Source organism: Bacteroides rodentium JCM 16496 (assembly GCF_000614125.1).
In the GTDB taxonomy this organism is placed as follows: domain Bacteria; phylum Bacteroidota; class Bacteroidia; order Bacteroidales; family Bacteroidaceae; genus Bacteroides; species Bacteroides rodentium.
Map to the genome: position 1 here is coordinate 13,241 of NZ_BAKJ01000019.1, position 24,957 is coordinate 38,197.

Annotated in this window: 21 protein-coding genes and 7 pseudogenes; 10 read left to right on the top strand and 18 right to left on the bottom strand. The window is 48.0% G+C overall.

Features of this window, described 5'->3' with window-relative positions:
- The 12 genes and pseudogenes from JCM16496_RS10215 to JCM16496_RS10270 form a co-directional block, all read right to left on the bottom strand.
- Window positions 1-210 carry a hypothetical protein gene (locus JCM16496_RS10215; RefSeq protein WP_025834077.1) on the bottom strand — a complete coding sequence of 70 codons (210 nt, stop codon included), beginning with the start codon at window positions 208-210 and terminating at the stop codon, window positions 1-3.
- The gene (locus JCM16496_RS10220; RefSeq protein WP_025834079.1) at window positions 186-485 is read right to left on the bottom strand and encodes a hypothetical protein; all 300 of its coding nucleotides are present in this window, start codon (window positions 483-485) and stop codon (window positions 186-188) included. Before JCM16496_RS10220 ends, JCM16496_RS10215 begins: the two co-directional genes overlap by 25 nt.
- A complete protein-coding gene (locus tag JCM16496_RS10225) occupies window positions 482-1,072 on the bottom strand; it encodes a hypothetical protein (protein WP_025834081.1) in 591 nt (196 codons plus the stop codon). Before JCM16496_RS10225 ends, JCM16496_RS10220 begins: the two co-directional genes overlap by 4 nt.
- A gap of 38 nt (window positions 1,073-1,110) precedes the next feature.
- A pseudogene (locus JCM16496_RS10230) lies at window positions 1,111-2,039 on the bottom strand (hypothetical protein).
- Window positions 2,040-2,131: 92 nt separating this feature from the next.
- The gene (locus JCM16496_RS10235) at window positions 2,132-2,419 is read right to left on the bottom strand and encodes a hypothetical protein (protein ID WP_025834082.1); all 288 of its coding nucleotides are present in this window, start codon (window positions 2,417-2,419) and stop codon (window positions 2,132-2,134) included.
- An 18-nt stretch (window positions 2,420-2,437) separates the two neighbouring features.
- Window positions 2,438-2,803 carry a hypothetical protein gene (locus JCM16496_RS10240; RefSeq protein ID WP_025834083.1) on the bottom strand — a complete coding sequence of 122 codons (366 nt, stop codon included), beginning with the start codon at window positions 2,801-2,803 and terminating at the stop codon, window positions 2,438-2,440.
- An 11-nt stretch (window positions 2,804-2,814) separates the two neighbouring features.
- A complete protein-coding gene (locus JCM16496_RS10245; RefSeq protein WP_025834084.1) occupies window positions 2,815-3,129 on the bottom strand; it encodes a DUF8466 domain-containing protein in 315 nt (104 codons plus the stop codon).
- Window positions 3,130-3,142: 13 nt separating this feature from the next.
- Window positions 3,143-3,640, bottom strand: coding sequence for a hypothetical protein (locus JCM16496_RS10250; protein WP_025834085.1), 498 nt, complete (start codon window positions 3,638-3,640; stop codon window positions 3,143-3,145).
- Window positions 3,641-3,651: 11 nt separating this feature from the next.
- A complete protein-coding gene (locus tag JCM16496_RS21750) occupies window positions 3,652-3,852 on the bottom strand; it encodes a hypothetical protein (RefSeq protein ID WP_244440308.1) in 201 nt (66 codons plus the stop codon).
- 16 nt (window positions 3,853-3,868) lie between these two features.
- Window positions 3,869-6,871 (bottom strand): N-6 DNA methylase, encoded by a 3,003-nt coding sequence (locus tag JCM16496_RS10260; RefSeq protein ID WP_025834087.1) that lies wholly within the window; start codon window positions 6,869-6,871, stop codon window positions 3,869-3,871.
- An 82-nt stretch (window positions 6,872-6,953) separates the two neighbouring features.
- Window positions 6,954-7,892 carry a hypothetical protein gene (locus JCM16496_RS10265; protein WP_025834089.1) on the bottom strand — a complete coding sequence of 313 codons (939 nt, stop codon included), beginning with the start codon at window positions 7,890-7,892 and terminating at the stop codon, window positions 6,954-6,956.
- Between the two features lie 20 nt (window positions 7,893-7,912).
- Window positions 7,913-8,741: pseudogene (locus JCM16496_RS10270) on the bottom strand (DUF4121 family protein).
- Window positions 8,742-8,809: 68 nt separating this feature from the next.
- On the opposite strand from JCM16496_RS10270, the gene JCM16496_RS24620 reads away from it, so the two are divergent.
- Window positions 8,810-8,938: a hypothetical protein gene (locus JCM16496_RS24620; protein WP_262482769.1), complete on the top strand. Its 129-nt coding sequence runs from the start codon at window positions 8,810-8,812 to the stop codon at window positions 8,936-8,938.
- Between the two features lie 302 nt (window positions 8,939-9,240).
- On the opposite strand, the pseudogene JCM16496_RS25400 reads toward JCM16496_RS24620, so the two are convergent.
- Window positions 9,241-9,351 (bottom strand): annotated as a pseudogene (locus JCM16496_RS25400) (N-acetylglucosamine-6-phosphate deacetylase); the annotation flags it as partial.
- Window positions 9,352-9,886: 535 nt separating this feature from the next.
- Here JCM16496_RS25400 and JCM16496_RS10285 point away from each other — a divergent pair.
- Entirely contained in the window at window positions 9,887-10,588 is a 702-nt protein-coding gene (locus tag JCM16496_RS10285) for an SIMPL domain-containing protein (RefSeq protein ID WP_025834094.1), read from the top strand.
- Here the strand turns inward: JCM16496_RS10285 and JCM16496_RS10290 are convergent.
- Genes JCM16496_RS10290 through JCM16496_RS10300 form a run of 3 tightly spaced genes read right to left on the bottom strand, consistent with a single transcriptional unit; the run spans window position 10,560 to window position 12,214 of the window.
- Window positions 10,560-11,366, bottom strand: a complete 807-nt coding sequence (locus JCM16496_RS10290) for an amidohydrolase (protein WP_025834096.1) — start codon at window positions 11,364-11,366, stop codon at window positions 10,560-10,562. The genes JCM16496_RS10285 and JCM16496_RS10290 overlap by 29 nt on opposite strands.
- 22 nt (window positions 11,367-11,388) lie before the next feature.
- Window positions 11,389-11,943 (bottom strand): 1-acyl-sn-glycerol-3-phosphate acyltransferase, encoded by a 555-nt coding sequence (locus tag JCM16496_RS10295; RefSeq protein WP_025834098.1) that lies wholly within the window; start codon window positions 11,941-11,943, stop codon window positions 11,389-11,391.
- A gap of 1 nt (window position 11,944) precedes the next feature.
- Entirely contained in the window at window positions 11,945-12,214 is a 270-nt protein-coding gene (locus tag JCM16496_RS10300) for a hypothetical protein (protein WP_005826660.1), read from the bottom strand.
- 303 nt (window positions 12,215-12,517) lie between these two features.
- Here JCM16496_RS10300 and JCM16496_RS10305 point away from each other — a divergent pair, with 303 nt between their 5' ends.
- The 3 genes and pseudogenes from JCM16496_RS10305 (at window position 12,518) to JCM16496_RS10315 (ending at window position 18,303) form a co-directional block, all read left to right on the top strand.
- Entirely contained in the window at window positions 12,518-13,792 is a 1,275-nt protein-coding gene (locus JCM16496_RS10305; RefSeq protein WP_025834101.1) for an efflux RND transporter periplasmic adaptor subunit, read from the top strand.
- A 7-nt stretch (window positions 13,793-13,799) separates the two neighbouring features.
- Window positions 13,800-16,910, top strand: coding sequence for an efflux RND transporter permease subunit (locus tag JCM16496_RS10310; protein ID WP_025834103.1), 3,111 nt, complete (start codon window positions 13,800-13,802; stop codon window positions 16,908-16,910).
- A 17-nt stretch (window positions 16,911-16,927) separates the two neighbouring features.
- Window positions 16,928-18,303: pseudogene (locus JCM16496_RS10315) on the top strand (efflux transporter outer membrane subunit).
- A gap of 169 nt (window positions 18,304-18,472) precedes the next feature.
- Here JCM16496_RS10315 and JCM16496_RS10320 read toward each other — a convergent pair.
- Both JCM16496_RS10320 and rbp read right to left on the bottom strand, forming a co-directional pair.
- A pseudogene (locus tag JCM16496_RS10320) lies at window positions 18,473-18,970 on the bottom strand (cold-shock protein).
- Window positions 18,971-19,049: 79 nt separating this feature from the next.
- Entirely contained in the window at window positions 19,050-19,355 is a 306-nt protein-coding gene (gene rbp, locus JCM16496_RS10325) for an RNA-binding regulator (protein ID WP_025834104.1), read from the bottom strand.
- 307 nt (window positions 19,356-19,662) lie between these two features.
- Between rbp and JCM16496_RS10330 the strand changes: the two are divergent.
- The 5 genes and pseudogenes from JCM16496_RS10330 to JCM16496_RS10345 all read left to right on the top strand — a co-directional run bounded on the left by JCM16496_RS10330 (window position 19,663) and on the right by JCM16496_RS10345 (window position 24,954).
- Window positions 19,663-21,308 (top strand): annotated as a pseudogene (locus JCM16496_RS10330) (diphosphate--fructose-6-phosphate 1-phosphotransferase).
- 69 nt (window positions 21,309-21,377) lie between these two features.
- Window positions 21,378-22,234 (top strand): annotated as a pseudogene (locus tag JCM16496_RS10335) (glycoside hydrolase family 25 protein).
- 141 nt (window positions 22,235-22,375) lie between these two features.
- Window positions 22,376-23,482, top strand: a complete 1,107-nt coding sequence (locus JCM16496_RS10340) for an ABC transporter permease (RefSeq protein ID WP_244440309.1) — start codon at window positions 22,376-22,378, stop codon at window positions 23,480-23,482.
- Window positions 23,452-23,676 (top strand): hypothetical protein, encoded by a 225-nt coding sequence (locus tag JCM16496_RS23685; protein ID WP_244440310.1) that lies wholly within the window; start codon window positions 23,452-23,454, stop codon window positions 23,674-23,676. Before JCM16496_RS10340 ends, JCM16496_RS23685 begins: the two co-directional genes overlap by 31 nt.
- 6 nt (window positions 23,677-23,682) lie before the next feature.
- Window positions 23,683-24,954: an ABC transporter permease gene (locus JCM16496_RS10345; protein WP_025834106.1), complete on the top strand. Its 1,272-nt coding sequence runs from the start codon at window positions 23,683-23,685 to the stop codon at window positions 24,952-24,954.
- Window positions 24,955-24,957 lie beyond the last annotated feature (3 nt).

The window sequence follows — 24,957 nt, forward strand, 5'->3', positions numbered from 1 at the left end:
TTATGCCCCTGCGAGGCGGTTGATAAAATATTCCCTGTAGTCAAAGTCAAGACCGAGGTTGCTACACGCCATATCAATATCATCTTCCCTTAAATCGTCCAGTTCCTGCAACTCGCGTAGGTTCCGGATTTCGGAGTCCAGATACTCCTGTGCTTCTGCCTGACCGCAGTTGCATGAACTGCAAATCAGATTAATGATGTTTGTCTGCATAATATTTGATTTTCAATGTTTATACTTTTGTTCCTGAAACGTTGGCCGTCATAAATGGAGACGGCACGCTCCACCAATAACTTGCGATTGTTTTCCGACAGGGCGGCATAGAATCGTTCCGCCGCACCGAAGATAGAATCGTTTGCAAAAGAGTTCCATTTTTCCCAGAAATGCTTGCACATTCCACCGAATACGATTTCGCATTCCTCCTTGCTCCAGGCATTCCACATGTAGTAAAAGAAACTGGAGACTGCATTTTCTGCTGGATAGTTCATGATTTTTCCGTTTGTGGTTCAACATCCTTTGTTTCTTCCAACTGGTGCCATACGGCATCATACATCTCGTGAAGCCAGTCTATGTTTCTTGCACCGAGTTCAAACGGGGAATCGCAACTTACTTCTTCAAAGCTGTCCTTCATTGTTGCGAATACCGTCAGGCCTTTGTCTGTTACCTCAATGCCGGACACCCAACATTCATAAGGTTCGCAGTCGTCATTGAACCATATTACCCATACAGGGTCGTGTTCATTTTCATTCGGAAACCGTATCGCGTTCATGGCATGGTCATGGAGCAACTGCCGTATCGCACCGATGATGTCCTCCCGCAACTTCTTGATCCTGTCTTCAAACACCAGTTTGGGGGATTTCCCGCCTCTCTGCCTTACGGAGAGGACCTGCAAGTCCGGATGGCAGCCGAAGTTCCAGTCCGTCACCTCATCGTCATCGCGTGTCGTATGGATGTTGCCGCCCAATACCAGCCCGCAATCTTCCGATACCATTCTTTCCGCTTCTTCGCGGTCCTCCGCCGCCACTGTGTAGGTACCCTCGAAGATGTACCTTACTTGTACATTGTACTTTGTCATAATCTTCTATTGTTTGATTGTTATTGATTTGATTCTTGTCAGGATACAATGCGTACCGCATCCCCGAAAAAGGAATTATCCACCCCATATACATGTTGGACTGAATAGTCATATTTGGAGCGTTCGTCATCCAGCCGGAAACGGAAGCCGTTACAGCCCTTGATTTCCAACTTCAGGCGTATATCCTGTTTCAGTTCCATTTCAAGCAGCTTCCGCCACCGAATGTAGAGCTGAACAGCCCGCAACAGTTGCCTTTCGGGATGATAACTTCATTCAGCGAAAACTCTGCATTGTACAGTTCATTCAAGTTCACACGTCCTATATAGACCAGCAGGTTCGCGCCGCAACAGGAATTTATCAACTCCTTGTAGAACTGCTCGTATGAAACCTGTTCCTTGCCGTTCCGGCTTCTGCGGTTCGGGAAACGTCCGTATGTCTTGTAGCCGTGTTCCGTCAGGAGTCTCTTCACTCTCGCCGGATTGAGGTTCAGGCAGTCTACCATGTCCCCGAAGTAGGATTCCTCGTACCTGTAACCGCCCTGTGATTCAAACCAGTTGGAATTGATGCAGTCGTGGTCGGACAGCATCTCCACACGAATGGGAATGTTGTCCGTGTGCCTTATCAGGTCTTTTATCACATCCGAGTCGTTGCGGCTGTAAACCTCGTCCCGGATTTCATCCTCGTGCTCATCGAAGAAGGTATCCACATCCTCTTCACCGAAATCATTGAAAACTGTACATTCCTCTTTCAATTTGGCGATTATCTCACGGACAGCCTCCCATTCGGCATCGCTGTACCACTCGTCCGCCTTTTCCCACAAATGTTCGGGGCTTTTGCTGTCAAGACATTTTTGAACCAGCCACCGATGGTTGTCAAGATTGTCATCATAATCCGTCCAAATCAGTGTATAGGACGGTTCCATCAGGGATTTGATGAAATCCAATGTCAATGTTTTCTGCTCATCCATTTCTGTTACCTGTGTACGGCAGGATTCTTTTTCCCGTACATACCGTTATAAATGACAGAAGCGGCCTTCCGGCCGCCTCCGTGTTCGTTTCATTACCCATACAGTTCCTTTACTATCCCGTCATACTTGTCCTTTTCCATTTCCGTATTCCGGTTGAAGTGGAAATGCGCCGTGTATCGGTATCCAGTCCTCGGCTCTCCTCCGCATTGCTGTATAGCCATGTCTATGTCCCAGTCGATATCACCTATGCCGAGAGAGATGCTTGTGCCACGTAGCAGGCACCTGGCAAGTTTCAACGCGGAATCCTTCTTGTCTTCCTTGCGGAGCCTGTCGAAAGCCATCATCGCAATCTGGCGGTTTGAAATCTTCATTATTTCCATATGCTTTCACTTTTAGAGTCAGACAATTCCGGCCAGTTGCTTGAATCGCGCAACTATTTCATCGCGTTTGCTTCGGGCAAGTTCTTTATATTTCCGACGGATGGCACAATTCTCCTCATAGGATTTGTTAAGTTCATGTTTGTATGAATTCATAACCAGTTCGGGATATTCGCAGAAAAGGGTCTTGAACGCTTTTTCCCATTTGCGTCCTTGCCATGCACCTTCTGCCACCAATGTTATGAATCCGAGCATTTGTTCGTCCGTCCTGACATCCAAAGCATAGTAATAATCGGTTCTTGGCCACACGTTGTTGGAATGCTGCCAAGTTTCTATCTGCTTGGTTTTAGCGTTGTATGCCATTCTTGTTATTATCTGGTGACTCATATTGATATGTTTTAGTTCATTATCGTATTATCCCTTTCCCTGTCACGGCTTGCCAGCGTTCCGAAATGGATGCTGAATATGCGCTGTTTGAAACAGAGCGGCGAGTTGTACTCCATCCGTTGCCACAACGTGAAATGGTTGTCCGAGTAGGACCATCGGAAATGTCCCGACAGGGAGCCGAAAACGGGATTGGCATTCCGCCCGACGAGCATCCTGTTCACGTCCATGATGTTGTTCGCTGTCAGGATGATGTTCAGGATTTCCACGAAGGCCATCTGTACGAATCGGTCTGTCGGCAGGACCGGCCCGAGAAAATTGATATTCATAAGCGTGTTTTTTTTAGTCGTAATTGTCATCGAATATCTCGAAGCGGGGAATGCCCGGCTCGAAATAGTTGCCCGATATGCCCGGGTAGTACAGCAAACTATCATCCCCGCTGTCCGGGCAAGGTTCGTCATTTATATAGGTCGCGTTCCCGAAAAGTTCGATATAATGCGCCACCAGCAGGTGAGGGTCTTCCGTGCCGATGTCGTGCCCGTAACGGTCACACCAGTCGAAGAAGCAATCCTTGTCGGGTTCCTCCAGTTGTTCCATCGCTTCCCTTATTTCAAAAAAGTTGGGACACAGCCATTCCCTGTTGATGAGCGAGTCCGGAATGTCCTCCCATCTCGTGTACCTGTATTCCGGGGTTTCCTCTTCCGGAAACAGCTCGGAGCAGGTACACAGGAATTCCCCCATGTCGCCGAAGTCGGCCATTTGCAGCAGGCTGTCTTTTTCCTGCCTCGTGTCTATGAGATGCTGCGTGGTCACTGCCACTTCTGCCTGATTCAAGTCCATGATATTCTTCATTACGGTTTATGATGCGGAACCGGGGATTTCATTCCACAGGCGTATAAAGGTCCGCGCCCCGGCAGTGCAGGGTTTTTCGGGGAAATACCGGAGCCTCCGGCGAGGATGATTTGCCCGAAAACCGCCTGCGGCCTGACCTTGCTCTGCCGGAAAAGGGTGCGGGCTACCTTTGCCTGTGGAATGTAATCTGCGGTTCTCATAAGTTTCTCCATTGTTTCAACTCATTATTCGCTGGCTTCCCCAGCTGATGTGTATCTTTCCCTCGCTGTCGCGTTCCCTGACCAGCAGGCTCTCGATGACGGACATGGTGACGTCGAACTCCTCGAAAATCTCGGACTGCTCCTTCACTTCTCCGGTCTTGATGAACTCGTTCAGCCGTTCTTTGGTCAATACCAGGGCCATCAGGTTCTGCTCCACAGAATCCTTGTAGGTGACATAATGCACGTCCTTCAGCTCTTTAGAGTCAAGACGTATGAAGCGGAAATAGAACTGTTCCATCTTCGGGATGTTCCATTGGAGCGATTCAAGTATCACGTCGTTGCAGGTGGGGATGTTCACCGAGCTGCTCAGGCTCTGCTGCGTGCAGACCAGTATGCCGTTTACGGTGGAGTCGAACTCCGTCACGATGCTTTGCCGTTTCTTGAAAGCCACGTCTCCCTTGACCACGAATACCGGCCTGTCGGGAAAACATTCGCGGAGACGGTTCCCGTAGAGGTCGAATGCGGCTATGGACGTGCAGCCGACGGCCACTTTGCCGGGAATCTTCCGTATCAGTCTCTCGATGTACCTTGTTTTTTTCGGAATCCCGTCACCGGAATAGCCCTCTATCAGGTGGGGGACGGAACAGGCCTTGATGAGTAGCTTGATCTGCCGCATAAGACGTAGTCCGGCATCCTTCTTCGTGTCACCCGTGCTGTTGTAATACAACTCGCAGATACGGCAGAACTCCTCGATGATGACACGGTAAACCTCGCGTTCGCCATCGGCAGGGCTGACGGTGTGTGTCCGTATCTTGTACTTCTCGCCGGCAAAGTCCCTGAACTTGCGGGTGATGACGGTCTTCCCGATAAGCTCTGCAAGTTCCTCTTTGTTATAGACATCCTGGTTCTGTTTCTCTATTCCGAACACGGTGGATTTTCCCGGACAGTGGCAGGCGCGGAAAAGTACATGCCCCCTGAAAGCAGGGAACGGCTCACCGTAATGCGGGTTGTTTTCTTCCTCTATCTCCTTGTCCCTGTTCTCGTGGTACACCCGGCTGCTCCAGCAGATCATATTTACGGAGTTGTTGTACAGCAGCTCGAACTGGCTGTACAGTTCTGCGATGTTGTTTCGGGTGGTCGTTCCGGTATCGAGTATTTTGTACTTGAACCTGCGGAAGAGTCCGAGGATATGCCTTGTGCGCTGTGACGAAGGGTTGGTTATCTCGTCCGATTCGTCAAAAACGAGGCATAGTTTTCTTGAGGAGCGTTTGACAAATTTCGTCAGCCCCCGTTTCAGTTTGCCGAGCATGGAGGTGGAGAGCACAATGAACACGCCTTCCGGTACGGTTTCAAGGTCGGCATTGTTCCGTATAATCCTGAACCTTTCCCTGTTTATGGAGAGAAATGGTATCCATGTCATGTTGGTGGCAATGGCGGGGGCCAGTATGATGACGTTCCGTACCTTGCGGAATTTGAGCAGGTATTTGGCACGGTGATAGACCGCCGCTGTCTTGCCCGATCCCTGCTGCCAGTTAAGCAGCGCGTAGCGTTTCTGCAAAACGAGGTTCAGGTCGTGCTTCTGGAGTGCGGTGAACTCGCATACGTCACCGTCCTTGTTGATGAATGTCACCCTGTCAAGGTATTCCGCCAGTTGGGTGTCCGGCTTCATGTCGGGAAACTGCCGGTTCTGGATTTCATATTGCCTGCGTTTCCTACGGATCAGCTTCTCTGCCACATGGATTTCACGCATGTTCTTTTCTGTCAGGATTTCCGGCATGGGCAGTTCGGTGCGCCCCAACACGAGGTCGTTGATGCCTGCCGCCTTGTGCGAAACCTTGTCTAACAGTCGTGGGGCGTACTGTTTCAGTTTGAACCCGTAGGAGGTCTTTACCAATGCCACTTCCTTGCGTGGCACGACATTCTGCGAGGTGATGTACCTACGGATGACGGCAAGCACTTTCTTCGGGGTAAGCTTGTTCTTTTCCCATTGCGCGACTTGTTCCCGTGTGGCGTTCTCCGGCGGTTTCTGGTTGCGGAACTTCGTGACCAGTGCTTCCGCCTTGCCGATATGTTTGTTCAACTTGGCGTGTGCCTTCAGTTCGTACATGTACTTGGCGAGCCTATACTCGAACACTTCAAGCTCTTCCTTGTCTATCCTGTTTGTCTCGCGCATCAGGTCGAAACGCAGCCTGTGTTTCATCGTCCTTGCTTCGCTGATACGGTTCTTCAATTCTTCCGCCGTTATGAATTCCTCCGCGTTGTAAGCCTGCATCTCGATATGAACCGATTTGCGCAGGAATACCATGATTTTCGTATTGAAATCGCGGACTCCGACGGAGGCAAAGGCTGACGGAGACAGTTTTGTCTGTCCGACAAAAGAAAAGTTGTTATTGATACTGGCAACCCGTGTTTTCTCCCAAAATTCACTCTGCATAAACGAGCCGGGTACTATGGCCATCAGGATTCCTGCCGGGTTGAGCACGTCGTATGCCTTGTCTATGTAGTATTCCTGTGACAGCTTGTAATCGAACTTCAGGTTGAAAGGTGGATTGCCGATGACTACATCGAAGCGTTGTTCCGGATAATACTGCCGGATGTCACATTTTTCGATATGCGCGTCCGGATAGAGGTATCGCGCCACGCTGACGGCTTTCCCGTCTATGTCGAAGCCGTAGGTGTTGTGCTGGTTGGGCAGATGATTGAAGAAATTGCCCATACCGCAACACATGTCAAGTATCATTTCGGAAGTGTTGGGAGAAAGCATCTCCACCATATCCCTGCACACTTCATGCGGGGTGAAGAACTGTCCCATCTCAAACTCCTTCTTCGCTTCGGCGTACTCGTTGTAATTGGCGAAATCGGATTGCCTGAGGTTGTGAAGCCCTCCGATGCCGGTGTAGCAGTTATAGATGCTCTCCGCCGGAATGAGGTCCTTGCCGGAGTCTATGGCGAAAAGTATCTTCTCGTTGACCTCGGCACGCATACCTTGCGGTATCTGTTGGGGAATGATGGCATACATATTCTGTCGGTTGTTTACGGTTGAAAATGAAAACACCCCGCAAGAATCGTCTTACGGGGTGCTGTGAGTTTTTTCTTCATGATCAGTTCTCTCTTAGCGTGATTTCATCAAGGCGGAGACGCTTGAAACAGTTTTCGGCAGTCGTGCTGTCCTTGAACTTGACATCTATGCGTCCGTTCTTGTAAAACCGGATTTGCTCGGCGTTGATCGTCGTGAGGTCGTACCAGCCGGAAACATCAACATTGTCAGCCTGGAAGCCGGTAATCATATTGCTTGAACCATGAATGGTGTCATCGGCACCGAACGCGATGCCTTCACAGAAGGTTTCTATGTCGCCCCGATAGTTGTAATGAATCTGGTTACGGTTGTATGACAGATAGAACTCATCAAATCTCAGAATTTCAGGGAATGTGATTTTATCTTTCTTCAGTTCCGGCTTGACCTTGCTCCAGCATGATGGACGGACTACTTTCAAGAACCTGTTCAACAGTTCCTCCTCTGCTGTTTCCCTGAAACTTTTGCCGCCAAGATGTTCTATGACAGCATCCACGTAGGTTTCATAGATTGGACGGAAGCCCATCGGAAGGGTATTTTTCTCAATTTCCGGTACGGGGACAGAGACATTATATGTCTTGTTGAAATAGGAGATGATACGGCTGGCGAAATTAGCGTTGGCATTACAGTTCTTGTCAACCATATCATTGAGGATGTCAAACGGTTTGAACTCGTTGTGCGAATAGTCGTCCCTGTCGTTATGGTAGGAATAGAAATCACGCATGGATACCTTGCCGTTCTCCTCGTAGTGGAACTTGCGTTCCTCCCGGTACTGTTCCGCTTCCTCTTTGAAGATGGCGTACCAGCGGTCTATCCGGTCGAGTGTTTTGTAAAGCATGTCCTGTTGGTTCTGACAATAGATCCGGTCTTGCTCCGTAATCTTGTCCTCGTTTTTCACCTGCACGCTCAGGATACCGGAAAGCAGGTCGGGAGCGTTGCCGGCCTTAGTTGCTGTTGTCGTTTGCATATCAGTTGGATTTTTAAGTGTTAGAAGTTCTGTGATTTGATTCGGTAGAAGCAGGTGATGTGTTTTTCCATGTCCTTGACAATCTTCACCTGTTCGGGATAAAAGTTGAGCCTCCGTTCTTCGGCCGGAGCATCAATCTTTTCCCATTCGGCGAGAGGAAGGAAGACATATTCCCGACGGAAGCACCATACCACGATGTTGTTGTCCCAGTTGCCTTTGAATACCGTTCCCTCGTAGTCCTTTAGGAATTGCTGGAACTCTTTTTCATCACTGAAAGCTGCATCAAAACCTTGATAGAGATTTCTTGCGGAACCGCTTGTGTCTTTGGTGAGGTAGAATTTCCGGTAAGTTTCGGTAGTGAAGTTCCCGTACTTTGGGTTAGGTTCGGCATAGAACCATAGCGGCACTTTGGCTATGAATGTCACTGCACCGTTGGCACACGCGCCGCAATGTCCCCAGTCCTTGAACGCGCCGTCCGTCCATCGCAGGAACTTCATATCCTTCGGATTCACTCCGTGGAATGCCCCTCCGCTGACGCTCAGACGGATATTCCCGTCTTGTTCCCACACGAAAGGCACATACGGCTGTTCGCATATGGAAAGATGCCCTTCCTTTGTGTGATGCCGGTTCTCGATGAGCGTTGCCGTAATAATCCCCGTCTTCGGTCACATAGACCAGCCTGTCTCCGATTTGCGGTGTAATCTCCGAACGTGTACGTTCGATGAGTTCAACATAACTGTTGGCCATATCGACATCTTTCTGTGTCAGCCCGTGCTCGTTGTCGTATGAAACATTCCATGCTCTGAGTGTTTCAATACTGTACTTTTCTTTTGTCGCCTGCTGTAACATAACAATTGATTTTTGTTAGTCCGGCTTTTCGGGGCCGGAGTTCCCGTAACTACAGGCTATAAAAGGTCGTGTCCCGTACATGCAAGGTTGGCGGGAAAAATACCGAAAGCCCTCCGGGCGAGGATGATTTTTCCACGACACCCGGAGGGCTTGACCTTGCATTGTACGAGCAGGACACGGATTACCTTTGCCTGTGAGTTAGGGGGACTCGGCTGCGGTATGGCTGTTCTGTCCGATATGGATTATTTCATGGATTTATAACGAGATTATGCCCGGAAAATTCCGGTATTCTCGGAAAAAAATGCTATCTTTGCATCAAGATAAAGAGTTATTTGAAAGCATGAGGAATATAGTGATTCTGAACAGTCTGGCATTTTCTTATCCGTTGCCCGTTCTCATGCGAGTTGAATATAATTCGTTGATAGTCAAATAAAATTCACCAAACTATCACAAATATACAAAAAACAATATTCATTTGCATCTTGTTGAAGATTAATTAATAAATACTGGTTGTCCCATATCTCATATGGGTTTTGACGGCTGTACGGAAAGTGTCTTCGGTACATTCCATAAAGTCACGGCCACCGCCACCGTGAGTATGGATTTTTACGTTGGGTCAACATAGAATTTAGGGGTTAGAATTATTAAATTAATCATGTTGTCGCTTTGACATTGTTTCGGAGGACAAAAATAGGTACTTTTTGGAGAAGATGTACTCCTTCTTTTGGGGTATTTTCATTAAATACTCTAAAAAAGCGGATTTGGTGCATTTTGCAGGATGTTTCAGAATATTTATCAATGGATATCGTCTGTTGTTCTATTTGTCGGTTCTGTTCCTGTCTTCTCCTCACCTTTTCCCTATTTCCTCCCTGTCTATACATTGGGAGCAGGTAGGGAGCGGGTAGGGAGAAGGTAGGGAGCAGGTAGGGAGAAAGAAGAGGAAGTATTAAGAATGTTCTGTTTGTCGGAATATTCTGTATAGCAATCCTGCGCTCATCTATAGGGATTCTGTGTAGTGCGTGCCAACTATTCAATTTTCGGTTGCTGATTCGCATGAATCGTGTAAAAATAAACCGCTCATCGCACTTTTTTCCGTTCGGGTTTGTTATATTTGCGTATGTTTATAAACTCTAAAATATCAACGTATGAAAAGTTGGAAATTAGAAGCAGCCATCATCGCGGTGGGGCTGTTCTCGGTGGGTGCCATGCTGAAAGGTGGACTCAACAATTTTGTGAACAAGGACCGTATAGTCAGCGTAAAGGGACTTGCAGAGATGGAAGTGCCTGCCGACAAGGTGGTCTGGCCTCTTGTCTACAAAGACATTGGCAATGACCCTGCACTGCTCTATGCCAATATGGAACAGAAGAATGCTACCATCGTGGGTTACTTGGAAAGCAATGGCATCGGGAAAGAAGAAATCAGCATTGCGCCGCCCGAAGTGATTGACATGCAGGCCGAACGCTACGGTGACCGCAACGTGGCCTATCGCTATAATGCCACGTCCGTCATTACCGTCACCTCTAAGAACGTGGATAAGGTGCGCAAACTAATGTCCGGACAGGCGGAACTCTTGAAACAAGGCATTGCCATCACCGGAGGAGATTACAGGTATAACGTGTCATACGAATTCACCGGTCTCAACGAAATAAAGCCCAAGATGATAGAAGATGCCACCAAGAATGCCCGCGCCGCAGCCGAGAAGTTTGCCAAGGATTCGGACAGCGAGTTGGGTAAAATCCGCAATGCTTCGCAAGGGCAGTTCTCCATTAGCGACCGTGATGCCTATACTCCTTATATAAAAAGTGTGCGCGTAGTGACTACCGTGAACTATTATCTGAAGAAATGACGAAACAGTCCGCATCCCGCCAAGCGGGAAACTTTAGCCTGAACTCCTGCAGGGAGGAAAGGCTGAGGGAGGCGGTGGCAGTCGCCTCTTCGTTGTCGGGCACAGCGGCAAGCGTTTCCCCCTTCGGAGAGTAGACTACACTGCCTCCGTTGTGTGGGATGTCTCTGCCGTCCCTGCCGATGCGGTTGACACCGCAGACGTAACAGATGTTTTCCAGGGCGCGTGCTTGCAGCAGGATGTCCCAGACTTTCCGGCGGGGGACGGGCCAGTTGGCCACATAAATCAGGAGGTCGTACTCATTGTTCTTGTTGCGGCTCCAGACGGGGAAGCGAAGGTCGTAGCACACAAGCAGCAGTATGTTCCAGCCGTGATACCGGATGATGGGACGTCGGTTGCCGGAGGTAAAATGCTCTGTCTCGTGCCCCATCCGGAAGAGGTGGCGTTTGTCGTAATAGTAAGCATTGCCTTCGGGCGTAAGGAAGAATGCGCGGTTGTAGTAGGATGGCTTTCCACCTTCCGAGGCTGTTTCGCAGGCAATATAGCTGCCGGCAAGAGCAAGCCGGTACTCTTCGGACCATTGGCGCAGCGTTGCGATGGTTTCTCCCGTTGTGGGTTCGGCCAAACCGGCGGTGTCCATACTGAAGCCGGTGGAGAATGTTTCCGGTAAAACAACAATCTCCGTTGTTCCACGAAGAGTTTCTAACTTCTCGCGGAGACGACGGAGATTTTCTTGTTTATTTTCCCAGACGATGTCTGTTTGCAGAATGCTTATTCGCATGGCATTAATGCTTAATACCTGATTAGATATTTCCTAAATCAAAATTTTCGGGATTTTTTCCTTTAAAGTTCTTGAAGTACAGTTTTATCTCGCGCATATCCTTTTCGATGTCTCCGGTAGGCATGACAGCCTTGGTCGAGGAGATGGTCTTGGAAGGATAATCAATCCCGATAAGCATGATGGGCACTTGTGCTTTAAGTGCTATGTAATAAAAGCCTTTCTTCCAGTTAGGATTGGCTTTACGGGTTCCTTCCGGTGTAATGGCCAGATGGAAATGCTTGCTGTTTGCAAACTTTTCGGTCATTTGGTCCACTAAGGAAGATTTACGTCCCCGGTTCACCGGAATGCCGCCAACGGCTTTGAATATCAGTCCCAAAGGAAAAAAGAACCATTCCTTTTTCATCATGAAGCTGGTTTTGCGACCGATGGCACCATAAAACAATTTACCGATAAATAAATCCCAATTGGAAGTATGGGGTGCCGCACAAATTACACATTTGTCGTAGTCGGGCACCGTCACGTCTGTCTTCCAGCCCAGCAGGCGATAATAAATGAAGCTATAAAAGGCTTTCTTCATCTTATTTCAGTTTGCCCATTGCGTCAATAATTTCATCTACTTTTGCATTGAAGTCAGCACGAAGTTTTTTGTAGAAACCTTTTACATTTCCCGGCTCGGTGTGGCTGATGCGGCTTATGAATTCATCTTGCATTTTCAGAATTTCAGCCATCAGTTCATCGGCTTTCTGTTTGTCTGTTCCAGGTACATATAAGCTGTTTACAAGACACTCTGTGAACAATTCTCCCGCAATATAGTTTATATTCTTCTTTAGCTCTTTTCTACTTGCCATAATCTTTACGTTTAAAATGAATAATCTGAATTATTTTCGGTAAAGATAATGTTTTTCTTTGTTAGTGTAGAGCAAAAAAAGGTTTTTATGTGTTTTTAATTTAATGGTTTTGTGGAATTATTCCACAAACTGTGGACACATTCCACAAGGGAAAATGGAAGATGCCACCATGAATAAAGAATTGTTGTCTTCTTTTCTGTCTGATATATAGTTTGTTAGAAGTGATGGATGAGATGGTGATAGATTGGCATCGGATTTGTTTTAATAGAAAGAAACAGGGTTAAATTTAATATACAAACAAGCATGAGACAGTTTTTCCAAAAAAAAGAATTGAAACTAAAGAAGAAGAGGTTGCTGATGATGATTGCCTGCATGGCGGTATTGTTGGCAGGCTACTTCATTCTGACTTGGCCTAAAAAGGTTGAACCGGAAGCTCCTACCGTGATTGTGGAACCTGCGGAAAAAGGAGATGTGGAGATATATGGAGAGTACGTGGGACGTATTCGCGCCCAGCAGTTTGTAGAGGTACGTGCGCGTGTGGAAGGGTATTTGGAGAATATGCTTTTCGCAGAAGGAACATATGTCACCAAGAACCAGGTACTTTTTGTGATAAACCAGGAACAATATAGGGCAAAGGCTGACAAAGCCCGTGCACAGTTGAAGAAGGATGAAGCGCAGGCATTGAAGGCAAAGCGCGATTTGGAGCGTATCCGCCCCCTCTATGCGCAGAACGCTGCCAGCCAGCTGGATTTGGACAATGCCCAGGCTGCTTACGAAACTGCAGAAGCTTCGGTAGCGATGAGCCAGGCCGATTTGGATCAGGCTGAATTGGAACTGGGGTATACGCTGGTCCGTTCTCCGCTGTCGGGGCATATCAGTGAAAGAAATGTGGATTTGGGAACACTGGTGGGACCGGGAGGCAAGTCCTTGCTGGCTACGGTTGTGAAAAGCGATACGGTTTTGGTAGACTTCAGCATGACGGCATTGGATTACCTGAAAAGCAAGGAACGGAATATTGAGATAGGGCGCCAGGACTCTACACGTTCCTGGCAGCCGAACATTACGATTACTTTGGCAGATAATACCGTCTATCCTTATAAGGGCTATGTGGATTTTGCCGAACCTCAGGTGGACCCGCAGACCGGAACATTCTCCGTGCGTGCCGAAATGCCGAACCCTGACAGAGCGTTGCTGCCGGGGCAGTTTACGAAGGTGAAGCTGTTGCTGGATGTACGTGAGGGGGCTGTCGCCGTTCCTCAAAAGGCGGTTACCATTGAGAAAGGTGGTGCTTATATTTTTGTGATGCGCCGGGACTCTACGGTCGAAAAGCGTTTCATTGAGCTGGGACCTGAATTTGGCAACAATTGGGTGGTTGAGCGTGGTCTGGCTGCCGGAGAACAAATTGTGACGGAAGGTTTCCACAAGCTGACTCCGGGTATGAAAGTACGTGTCCAGGCTGCCGTTCCTAAAAAGGAGGAAGAGCAGACGAGTGATTCTCTGAACAAACAGGTTGTTTCCGAAACCAAGCAGACTGCTCCGGCTGAGAATAAATCAAAGGACAACAACCCTTCAAAGTAATGATGTTATGAAAGTAAGTTTCTTTATAGACCGCCCGGTATTCTCGGCGGTGATATCGATTGTGATTGTAATTGTCGGTGTCATTGGCCTGACCATGCTGCCGGTAGACCAATATCCGCAGATAACGCCTCCCGTAGTGAAAATCAGTGCTTCCTATCCGGGAGCCAGTGCATTGACTGTTTCGCAAGCGGTGGCAACCCCTATCGAGCAGGAGATAAACGGTACTCCCGGTATGCTGTACATGGAGTCCAACAGTTCCAATTCCGGAGGATTTTCGGCTACGGTCACTTTCGACGTGTCTGCCGACCCGGATTTGGCTGCCGTAGAAATACAGAACCGTGTGAAACTGGCGGAGAGCCGTTTGCCGGCCGAAGTGATTCAGAACGGCATTTCTGTGGAAAAGCAGGCTCCCAGCCAGTTGATGACCATCTGCCTGACTTCCAGTGACCCGAAGTTCGACGAGATTTATTTGAGTAACTTTGCTACTATCAATGTACTCGACTTGTTGCGCCGTATTCCCGGTGTGGGACGTGTTTCCAACATTGGCAGCCGTTACTATGCCATGCAGATATGGGCGCTGCCCGACAAGCTTGCCAACTTCGGACTGACGGTGCAGGACTTGCAGAATGCCCTGAAAGACCAGAACCGTGAGTCTGCTGCGGGTGTTTTGGGACAACAGCCGGTGAAGGGACTCGACATTACTATCCCTATCACTACCCAGGGGCGTTTAAGCTCGGCAAAGCAGTTTGAGGACATTGTGGTCCGTGCCAATGCCAACGGTTCCATCATCCGTCTGCGCGATGTGGCGCGTGTTTCATTGGAAGCATCTTCGTATAGTACGGAGAGTGGTATCAACGGTGAGAATGCTGCCGTTCTCGGTATCTATATGCTTCCCGGGGCCAATGCAATGGAAGTTGCAAAGAGCGTAAAGGCTGCTATGGAGGAAATCAGCGCAAATTTCCCTGAGGGGATGAGTTATGAGATTCCCTTCGACATGACGACTTATATTTCCGAATCCATTCACGAAGTATACAAGACGTTGTTCGAAGCACTGATTCTGGTGGTGCTGGTTGTATTTCTATCCTTGCAAAGTTGGCGTGCGACGGTGATACCGATTGTTGCGGTACCTATTTCCCTGATTGGTACCTTCGGTTTCATGCTTATTTTCGGTTTCTCTCTGAACATACTGACTTTGCTTGGATTGATTCTTGCCATCGGTATTGTGGTGGATGATGCCATTGTGGTGGTGGAGAATGTAGAGCATCTTATGGAGACGGAGAAATTGAGCCCGTATGAAGCTACCAAAAAGGCGATGAACGGATTGGCAAGTGCCTTGATTGCCACATCGCTGGTGCTCTGTGCCGTGTTTGTGCCGGTAAGTTTCTTGAGTGGAATCACCGGACAGTTATACCGTCAGTTTACCATTACTATCGCCGTTTCCGTATTGCTTTCTACGGTAGTGGCCCTGACGCTTAGTCCCGTCATGTGTTCGCTCATATTGAAGCCCGACAGTGGAAAGAAAAAGAACCTGGTTTTCCGCAAAATCAATGAATGGCTGAACTTGGGCAATCACAAATATGTGGCTGTCATTAACCGGGTCATCAGGAATCCCCGTCGCTTGATGAGTGCGTTCGGCCTGGTACTGGTTGCCATTTTCATTATCCACCGGTTGGTGCCTACCAGCTTCCTGCCGGTAGAAGACCAGGGCTATTTTAAGATAGAGTTGGAGTTGCCGGAAGGTGCTACTTTGGAGCGAACCCGTGTGGTGACCGACCGTGCCGTGCAATACTTGGAGAAGAATCCCTATGTGGCCTATGTGCAGAACGTGACGGGTAGCAGCCCCCGTGTGGGTAGCAACCAGGCACGTAGTGAGCTGACGGTTATCTTGAAACCGTGGGAAGAGCGTAAGGGGATTTCCATCGATAAGATAATGGAGAATGTGGAGAGGGATTTGAAGGAATATCCCGAATGCAGGGTCTATCTTTCCACGCCTCCGGTCATTCCGGGATTGGGTACCTCGGGAGGTTTCGAAATGCAGCTTGAGGCGCGTGGAGAGGCGACGTTCGACAACCTGGTGCAGGCAGCGGATACGCTGATGTATTATGCCCGGAAGCATAAGGAGCTGACGGGGCTTTCATCATCCTTGCAGTCTGAAATACCGCAACTTTATTTTGATGTGGACCGTGATAAGGTGAAAATGCTGGGTGTGCCCCTGGCGGATGTATTCTCTACCATGAAGGCCTATACCGGTTCTGTATATGTGAACGATTTCAATATGTTCAACCGTATATATAAGGTGTATATCCAGGCCGAGGCTCCTTATCGTGAGCATAAGGACAATATCAACTTGTTCTTTGTAAAGGCAAAGGACGGAGTGATGGTGCCGCTTACTTCCTTGGGAAATGCCTCTTATACCACCGGACCGGGCAGTATCAAGCGTTTCAATATGTTTACCACTGCCGTCATCCGCGGTTCTGCGGCACAAGGCTACAGTTCCGGCCAGGCAATGGAGATTATGGAGCAGATTGCGCGTGACCACTTGCCGGACAATATCGGTCTGGAGTGGAGTGGCCTTTCCTATCAGGAAAAGAAGGCGGGAGGACAGACGGGTCTTGTGCTTACGCTGGTATTCCTTTTCGTATTCCTCTTTTTGGCTGCGCAATATGAAAGTTGGACGGTGCCTGTCGCGGTATTGCTTTCACTGCCGGTTGCCGCTTTGGGCGCCTATCTGGGCGTTGTGATATGCGGATTGGAGAATGATATTTATTTCCAGATCGGCTTGGTGATGCTGGTGGGGCTTGCGGCAAAGAATGCCATTTTGATTGTGGAGTTTGCCAAGGTGCAGGTCGACAAGGGAGGAGACCTGATACAGTCTGCCATCCATGCTGCCCAACTCCGTTTCCGGCCTATCCTGATGACTTCCCTCGCCTTTGTATTGGGAATGCTTCCTATGGTGTTGGCAAGCGGACCGGGCTCGGCAAGCCGTCAGGCCATCGGTACGGGTGTTTTTTTCGGAATGATATTTGCCATTATATTCGGTATTGTGCTTGTACCGTTCTTCTTTGTCCTGGTATACAAGACAAAAGCCAAAGTGCAGCATAAGATTAAGAAAGACTGATTTTAAAGACAACGTTTATGAAAAGAAAGAATATATATATTATTTTGTTGCTGGGTATGTTTGCCCTTACCTCATGCAAGGTGGGCAAGGGTTATGTGCGTCCGGAGATGGCATTGCCGGATAGCCTGGCACAGCAGCAGGATAGCATGAGCATAGCCGATGAACAGTGGCAGGCGGTTTATACGGACAGCACGCTGCGTGGTCTGATAGACCGTGCTCTGGAATATAACAAAGACATGCTGATCGCAGCTTCCCGTGTCAAGGAGATGGCTGCCCAAAAACGTATCAGTGTTGCCAACCTTCTGCCGCAGCTCACCGGAAAGGTGGAGGCTGAGCGCGAGGTGGAGAATTACGGTGGTCATAGTCGTGATGTAGGCAATGCTTATGAAGCCAAGGCATTGCTCTCTTGGGAACTGGACCTTTGGGGAAACTTGAGATGGAAGAAAGTGGCTGCTGTGGCCGAATATCTGCAAAGTGTGGAGGCGCAGCGTGCGTTGCGCATGACTATCGTTGCCGAAGTGGCGCAGGCTTATTATGAGCTGGTAGCCCTTGATACGGAACTGGAGATTGTACGTCAGACACAAAAGGCGCGCGAAGAAGGAGTGCGCTTGGCCCGTATTCGTTTTGAAGGTGGACTGACCTCGGAGACTTCTTATCAGCAGGCTCAAGTGGAGTTGGCTCGTACGGCTACTCTTGTTCCGGATTTGGAACGCCGTATCTCTCTGAAAGAAAATGATATATCCTTCCTTGTGGGGGAATTTCCTACCCGTATCAAGCGTGTCAGTTTTCTGCAAGAACTGGATGTGCCGGAGTCCTTACCGGTAGGTCTGCCTTCCGATTTGTTGGAACGTCGCCCCGATGTCCGTGCGGCGGAGCAGCAGTTGAGGCTGAACATGCCAGAGTGAAAGTTGCTTATACCAATATGTTCCCCCGTCTGGCCCTGACCGGACAATTTGGATTGGAAAGTGATGTGTTGTCCAATTTCCTGGAATCCCCCTATTCCTTATTGAATGGGGCAGTCTTGGCACCGCTTTTCGGTTGGGGAAAGAACCGTGCTGCACTGAAAGCGCAGAAGGCTTCTTTTGAAGCCGAAGTGCATAGCTATGAAAAGACAGTGCTGAATGCTTTCAAGGAGGCGAAGAATGCCATTGTGGATTTCAATAAGATAAAGGAGGTCTACCAACTGCGTGCCAAACTTGAACGCTCTGCCAAGGGATATGTGGATTTGGCACAGTTGCAATACATCAACGGCGTCATCAATTATATGGATGTGCTCGACGCCCAACGTGGTTATTTCGATGCCCAAATAGGGGTGAGCAATGCCATCCGCGACGAACTTATTGCCATGGTAAATGTCTATAAGGCATTGGGAGGCGGCTGGCAAACCGAATGACGTGTGATTAAAAAAACAGTAAGAGGGTGTCAAAATTCACCACAGATTACGCAGATTTGCACAGATAAGCATCCTTGATTATCAGTAGATTAAACCCGTTCTGTGTTAATCCGTGTAATCTGTGGTGAATTTTGACACCCCCCCTTGTCCTATAATTGGCTTATTTCATCTAGGATTCTGTATTTAGAGTCTCCTTGTCTTTTTTCTTTTCCTTTGCCTTTTCTACTTCAAGAGCTACGTTTACGGCATTCATGCCTTTGAGACCACGTTCAAGGTCGAACGTCACAATATTGTTTTCTGCTATATCCGTAAGTACATTATTAATGTGGAAAAAGTATTTCTCGGTCCCGGATAGGTCCTTGATGAAGCCGAAGCCTTTCGATTCATTGAAAAACTCGATACGTCCTCTGTGGATGACCGGTTCTTCCTTATCTTTTTTGGGAGTTGATATGACGATTTCTTCCAGCTTTATTTCTTCTTTGGGAGTGTTTTCTGCGGGAGGAGTAGAGGTTATCATGCCGTTTTCGTCAACATAGGCAATCATATCTTCAAAGCTGTTGGCTTTGTTGGATTAGTTTCTTTTCTTCTTTCTTTTCTGTTTTTCAGCTCGTCGGGCGAGTCTTTTCTTTTCATTTTCACGCTTGTCTGCGGAGATGGATTTGGCCATGTATCTTTATTTATTGAGTTATAAAAAAAGCAGGGGGCATTGCTACAACACCTCCTGCTTTTGTCAGTAGTTAAGAATATTAATATCTTCTAGAGTTGTAACCGCCTCTTCTGTCGCGATTGCCGCCATTGGAAGGTCTTTCTTCGCGGGGGCGTGCCACGTTTACCGAGATCTGTTTGTGCTCAAATTCAGCACCGTTCAATTCGTCAATGGCTTTTTGGCCTGCTACATCGTCCGGCATTTCTACGAAACCGAAACCTCTAGATCTTCTTGTTTCTCTGTCTGTAATGATTCTTGCAGAAGAAACTTCTCCGTACTCTGAAAATAAATCGTTTAATTCAGCGTCTGTTGTGCTGAAATTTAAACCTGAAATGTAAATGTTCATTTGAAATTTTAATTAATTGTAATTATTAAATTGGAGTATGGAGAATAATTATGGAAGAGACCGCCTAATAATAGTTATATATTAAAAGAAGAACAATGCGATAATGACTCGTAACTCAAACTTTGCGGCAAAGATAACACAATAAATCAGTTAATTGCTTTCTTCTCCTTTTTATTTTAGGATAAAAAACGATAAATGTCATTTTATACATTATTTCGACCTCTCGTTTGCATATCTTACGAAAAAAAGCGAAATTTGCGACGCTTTTAAACGGAACTTTACTAACACCTTTAAATAATTAAGAGAAATGACTAAAAGTGCATTGCAAATTGCAAGGGCTGCCTATCAGCCAAACTTCCGAAAGCGCTGAAAGGAACTGTTAAGGCTGCAGAAGGCGCAGCTACTCAGTCTGTTGCTGACCAGGAAGAAATCAAGAAATTGTTCCCCAACACGTACGGAATGCCTTTGATTAAGTTTGAAACAACCGATGAGGCGGTTAATTTTCCCGCAATGAACGTGGGGGTTATCCTTTCCGGTGGACAAGCTCCTGGCGGTCACAATGTGATTTCAGGTATCTTCGACGGCATCAAGAAGCTGAACAAAGACAGCAAGTTGTATGGCTTTATTCTGGGCCCTGGCGGCTTGGTTGACCATAATTATATGGAACTGACTGCTGACATCATTGATGAATACCGCAATACGGGTGGTTTTGACATCATCGGTTCGGGCCGTACCAAGCTGGAAAAGGAAGAACAGTTTGAGAAAGGTTATGAAATCCTGAAGGAACTCGGCATCAAGGCATTGGTTATCATCGGTGGCGATGACTCCAACACCAATGCTTGCGTACTGGCTGAATACTATGCTGCCAAGAATTATGGCGTGCAGGTAATAGGTTGCCCCAAGACCATCGACGGTGACTTGAAGAATGATATGATTGAAACTTCTTTCGGTTTCGATACTGCTTGCAAGACTTACTCTGAAGTAATCGGCAACATCCAACGTGACTGTAACTCTGCCCGTAAATACTGGCACTTCATCAAGTTGATGGGACGTTCTGCTTCTCATATCGCTTTGGAATGTGCATTGCAGGTACAGCCCAATATGTGTATCATCTCTGAAGAGGTTGAAGCTAAGGATATGTCTTTGGACGACATCGTGACCAGCATTGCCAAGGTCGTTGCCGACCGTGCAGCCCAGGGTAACAACTTCGGTACGGTTCTTATCCCCGAAGGATTGGTTGAATTCATCCCGGCCATGAAGCGTCTGATAGCTGAGTTGAACGACTTCCTTGCTGCCAATGCAGAGGAGTTTGCCCAAATCAAGAAGTCTCACCAACGCGACTATATCATCCGTAAACTCTCTCCGGAGAATGCTGCCATCTACGCAAGTTTGCCCGAAGGTGTGGCTCGCCAGTTGTCTCTGGACCGCGACCCGCACGGAAACGTACAGGTATCTCTGATTGAAACTGAAAAGTTGCTGTCCGAAATGGTTGGTACCAAACTGGCTCAGTGGAAAGAAGAGGGCAAGTTCGTAGGCAAGTTTGCTGCACAGCACCACTTCTTCGGCTACGAAGGACGTTGCGCTGCTCCGTCAAACTTCGATGCTGACTACTGCTACTCTTTGGGTTATGCGGCATCTGCATTGATTGCTAACGGAAAGACCGGATACATGTCTTCTGTACGCAACACTACTGCTCCTGCCGAAGAATGGATTGCAGGCGGTGTGCCCATCACTATGATGATGAACATGGAACGTCGCCACGGTGAAATGAAGCCGGTTATCCAGAAGGCTCTGGTGAAGCTGGACGGTGCTCCGTTCAAGGCATTCGCCGCTCAGCGTGACCGTTGGGCTATGGAAACAGACTACGTTTATCCGGGTCCTATCCAGTACTTCGGTCCGACAGAAGTTTGCGACCAGGCTACGAAGACTTTGCAGCTGGAGCAGGCTAAATAAGTTGATGCATCAACAAGTTGACAATAAAACGGAGGGGCGGTTCATTCCGCCCTTTCTTTTCATTTACTCATGGCAACCAAGACCTCCACAAATACCCGGCGTAAAACTACTGCCGCCCGTCGTTCTTCCTCTCCGCGGAGCAAGAAGAAAACGCAGCCGCGTACCATGCCCATATGGTTGCGCAATCTGCTGGCGGTCTGTATCATTCTTGTTTTTTCTACCGGCTTTTACTGGTTTTTCATTCGTCCTTATGCTTATCGCTGGAAGCCTTGTTATGGTCAGAAAGGTTACGGTGTATGTATGCCCTGCAATTATGAGGTGCATGGCATAGACATATCCCACTATCAGGGAAAGATAGATTGGGAACTCCTGACACATAATAGAGAAGCCAAATTTCCCATTCACTTTATTTTTCTGAAAGCTACCGAAGGCGGCGACCATGGTGACGATACGTTTACGCAGAACTTCGGTCAGGCCCGTAAATACGGTTTTATCCGTGGTGCCTATCATTATTTTATCCCTAAGACCGATGCCCACAAGCAAGCCGATTTCTTTATCCGTACCGTGCAGCTGGCAAAGGGAGACCTGCCTCCCGTACTTGATGTGGAGACTACCGGCAAGCAGTCGCCGCAGGAACTTAAAACGGCAGTCAAGACTTGGCTGGACAGGGTAGAGGCGCATTACGGCGTAAAGCTATTCTTTATACTTCCTATAAATTCAAGAAACGCTATCTCAGCGATTCCATTTTCAATGCTTATCCTTATTGGATAGCCCATTATTATGTAGATTCCGTGCGCTATGAGGGCAAGTGGCACTTTTGGCAGCACACGGATGTAGGCACTGTGCCCGGTATCGAAGAAGAGGTGGATTTGAACGTCTTTAATGGGACGTTGGAAGAGTTGCAGATGCTTACGTTGCAAAACTGATTTTTTACATCCTTTCTGTGTCCAATAGCGAACGCCTGTTCATTATCGGACACTTTTCTCTGTTGATTTCCCGCTGACAATCTGATTGTTGTCTATCTGGCACGTCTTTTGCTTTCCTTCTACGTTTTAAAATGTATTCGTATGATAGGAAAATACTTGCAACAATCCTTTATGATGCTTCGGCAACAGCCTTTGTTCAGTAGCTTCTATATTGTCGCTACCGGACTTGCCATCTCCATGGTGATGGTGTTGGCGGTTTTATATTATATAAAGGTAGGGGATATCTATCCAGAGACCAATCGTAGCCGTATGCTCGTAGCACCGTCGGCACACATGCAGAACACCAAGGATACGAGTAACAGCACGTGGAAGTTTTCTGCTCCTTTTGTGAAAGATTGTTTTTACTCGTTGAAAGGAGTAGAGGCTGTGACTGCTGTGAGTGAAGCGGATAGTTGGTTTGTAAAGGTTCAGCATGTGAAGCGGCCTCTTTCGGCCCTCGTTAAACTTACCGATACCGGCTTTTGGGAGGTTTTTGATTTTTCCTTTCTCTATGGACAACCTTTCACGGATGCTGATTTTCAGAGCGGCATGCGTACGGCGGTTATTTCGGAAGAGATAGCCCGTCGTGTTTTCGGTAAAAGTGATGTTGTAGGAGAATATATCAAACTTAACTATACAGATTATCGCATTTGCGGCGTGGTGAAGTCACCAAGTTATGCCATGAAGCTGAGTTACGCGCAAGTCTGGCTGCCCTATACCTGCCAGCCTGCCTACGTAAGGGATAATAACCAGTGGGATGTTCTTGGTCCTTTTCAGGTAGCCGTTCTTCTGCCCTCGGCAGCAGATGCCGACCGGGTGAAATCGCAGGTCGATGAGTACGTGCGCAAATTCAATGCTTTGCCGCACGATGGTTACCAACTGGTGATGCACGGTCAGCCCTATCTTTATTGGAAAACCTTATTCTATGTCAATGATATGGACGATTTGGATTTCTTAGTGATTGTCCGGCAGATAGGCGTATGGCTGCTGATGCTGTTGCTGGTACCTGCACTCAATTTGTCGGGAATGATTTCCTCGCGCATGGAGCGCAGGCTTCCGGAGATGGGAATACGGAAGGCATTCGGCGCTACCGGAAAACGTCTTTTCTCTCAGATTATATGGGAGAATCTTTTGCTGACGTGCTTGGGCGGCATCATGGGCTGGTGCTTTCTTTCAGCATGGTGTACTTTGCCAAAAGCTGGCTGCTGACTATGCTTGACGGCGGCATGAAGCCGTTGCCGGACAGCGTGCAGATGAGCATTACGACAGATATGCTGTTCAATCCTACCTTATTTACGGTTACGTTTGTAGTTTGTGTGGTACTGAATTTGTTTTCGGCATTGATACCTACTTGCGTAGCTTTAAAGAAAGATCTTGTTTATTCGCTCAACCGACAAAAATAACGAATTATGTTACGACAAATCATAAACTTGCTGTGGAACAGCCGTCGGCACAATCTGTGGGTTATGCTGGAATTGGTGGTGATAGCGATAGTCAGTTGGGCTGTTCTCGACCCTCTGTTTGTTTTGAAGTATAATCAGTCTATCCCGAACGGATACGATGCAGAAGGCCTCTATCGTCTGGAAGTGACGCGTAATAAGGCAGATACACTTTCAGCTCCTGCCCGAGACTTTGAACGGATTATGCAGGGGTTGCGCCATCATAAGGACATCGAAGCGGCCACATGCGTGCTGTCCGGAGCCTATCCCGGTTCGCCGGGCAATAATACGAATGAAGTCTTTAAAGACTCGGTACGGGCGCGCATGACGTATATTCCTTTTTTTACGAACTCCGGCTTTTTCCAGACCTGGCATTTTCATTCGGCTAAGGATGGCACTTGGGAGACACTTGAGAAGTTGGAAGTTCCGAGGGGCAGTGTGATTATGTCCGAAGATGCCGCTATGCTGCTTTACGGGGGCAAGGATTTGACCGGACAAACTGTGTACAGCACTTACGATTCTACGGAGATGCACGTAGCAGGAGTCATGAAGCCTATTAAGATGCGGAACAGCATGCAGCCTTATCTGGTACGCCTGATTTCCTATGGTGATGAAGGGCAGATGCCCGCGTGGGCTTTTGACAGGGGATTGCGTATCTTTTTCCGGACAAAGGAGAATGTTGCCGAAGGGCGTTTTATAGAAGAGTTCATGTCGTGGGCAGATGATAACCTATCGTCCGGTTCACTGGTATTTATGAAGCTGACTCCCCTTCATGAAGTGCAGCGCGAAAGCGATTTGCAGGAGGGCGCTACGAATGAAATACGGATGAAGTATGCTTTGGCCTATTTCTTTATGATAAACCTGCTGCTTGCCGTAAGCGGTACTTTCTGGCTGCATACGCGTACCCGCCGCGAGGAAATCGGTATCCGTTTGTCCTATGGAACCTCTCCCGGAGGCATCTGTCGGATGTTGGTAGGAGAGGCTTTTATCATGACGACCATAGCGGTCGTTGTCGGTTGCTTCTTGTATTTCCAGTGGGCCTATTATGAAGGCTTTTATACGCTGGATGATGGTGTGCCGGGATATGGTGACCTTTATCTGACCAACCATTTCTTTGCCCACTTCTGCATCGTATCACTGTTGGTATATGTAGTGATGATGGCAGTGACATGGCTTGGGGTATATATTCCTGCATACAGCATCAGCCGTATATCACCGGTCGAAGCGTTGCGGGATGAGTAGGTG